The 1,951-nt window shown below is 43.1% G+C and carries 2 protein-coding genes; both read left to right on the forward strand.

All coding sequences use genetic code 11. From position 1 onward, the window contains the following. A partial coding sequence (locus NWQ57_RS17910; protein ID WP_306023539.1) for a 2'-5' RNA ligase family protein occupies positions 1–530 on the forward strand: 530 nt, incomplete at its 5' end. A 234-nt stretch (positions 531–764) separates the two neighbouring features. Continuing rightward, positions 765–1,951 (forward strand): mannonate dehydratase (gene uxuA, locus NWQ57_RS17915; RefSeq protein ID WP_306023540.1); only part of this gene is annotated, 1,187 nt, incomplete at its 3' end.

The following is a 1,951-nucleotide window of genomic DNA, read 5'->3' on the forward strand; positions in this document are numbered from 1 at the left end:
CTAGTCAAGTGGAGCCCGGTCAGTACGCTTATCCTTCTAGCGATTTGCATGTTACGGTGATGTCGGTTTTATCTTGTATCGAGGATTACACATTAGCAGGTGAAAATGAGGACGCTTATATCGACTTGATTCGGCCTATTGTTGCAAACACGCCACCATTTTCGATAGAGTTTTCGGGTTTAACCTTGTCTGAAAGCGGTATCGTGTTGTGCGGCTATCCCAGTAATAATTCATTAAATCAGTTACGAGACCAATTACGCCAACACATAACTAAAAGTGCTTTACCGCACAGCATGGATGCTCGGTATACCTTAATAACTGCACACAGTACCGTGCTCAGGTTTAAGCAGCGCTTACAAGATCCTGATAAATTGCTGATGTTTTTGGCGAATAATCGAGAGCGCCATTTTGGTCAATTAAGGGTGAGAAATATGGCCTTAGTGGTCAATGATTGGTATCAAAGCCAGTCTACGACAGTGCTTATGGATACTCTTGCCCTAAAACCGGCGCAGTCATCAATCAAAGTATAACTTGCTTCTCTTTTGGTCAGGCCAATTTTAGGCGCAATTACCCCTGCTTATCTCAATGGTAAGGCCATATATTGCCAATAATGCCAATAAAGGGCAGTTAAAAATTGCCTTAGAAATATTGTTGAAATGTGGTCAAGCCAATTTTGTTGCCGTATACTCACTCAACTAAAACATATTGTTTATTATTAGTGCAGGGGAGTTAGCCTGCTCTATATTTATCTGGAGGGTATTTACGTGATTGAGACATGGCGTTGGTTTGGACCCAGTGATTCGATTAGTTTGCAAAAGATTCGTCAGGCTGGTGCGACGGGCATAGTCACTTCTTTACATGAGGTGAAAACAGGCGATGTGTGGTCGGTTGAAGCGATTGCTGAGCGTAAAAGAATGATTGAGCAGGCTGGTTTAGATTGGACCGTAATTGAAAGTATTCCCGTACATAATGATATTAAAACCCGGACCGGCAACTATCTCCAGCTTATTGAAAATTATAAAGAATCCATAAAAAATGCAGCAGCTTGTGGCGTTTACACCATCTGTTATAACTTTATGCCAGTGGTAGATTGGACACGCACTAACCTGATGTACCGTTTACCAAATAATAGTCATGCACTGCGGTTTGAAATGACCGATTTTGCCGCTTACGACATGTATTTACTCAAACGTGCTGGTGCAGTGGAGAGCTATTCTGATGAGGTTAAACAAAAAGCAGAGCAGCGCTTCTCGAATATGAATGACGATGAGCGTGAGGCACTTGAGAAAAATATCATTGCTGGTTTACCTGGCGGCGAGGGCTCTTATACCCGTGATAGTATCCGTGCAGCCATTCAACAATTTATTGATTTAGGTACAGAAGGTTTTAGACAAAATTTATTTTTGTTTTTGCAGGCTATTATTCCCACCGCCGAAGAAGTAGGCGCGAAAATGTGTATTCATCCTGATGATCCACCCTTTTCGTTATTTGGTTTACCCCGTGTGGTCTCTACTGCTTCTGATGCACAAGCTTTGTTAGATGCATGCCCAAGTCCAGCAAATGGCTTGACGATGTGTGCCGGCTCTTATGGTGCCAGAGGCGATAATAACTTAGTACAAATGACCCGCGACTTCGGTGAAAAAATTTATTTTGTGCACCTGCGTAACGTGATCCGTGAAGCTGATGGTTCATTTTACGAGTCGGACCATCTAGACGGTGATAATGATATGGTAGGTCTAGTTGAAGCGTTACTAAACGAAGAGAAACGTCGTTATAAAGCTGCTGACGGAGGAGAATACTTGTCTATCCCAATGCGCCCCGATCATGGTCATTTACTTGAGGACGAATTACATCAAGCAGGTGTTAAACCTGGGTACAGTTATGTGGGGCGCTTGAAGGGCTTGGCCGAGCTTCGTGGCGTTATCCATACTGTTAGCCGGTTTGTAAATCA

Source organism: Paraglaciecola sp. (assembly GCF_030730205.1).
Lineage (GTDB): Bacteria > Pseudomonadota > Gammaproteobacteria > Enterobacterales > Alteromonadaceae > Paraglaciecola.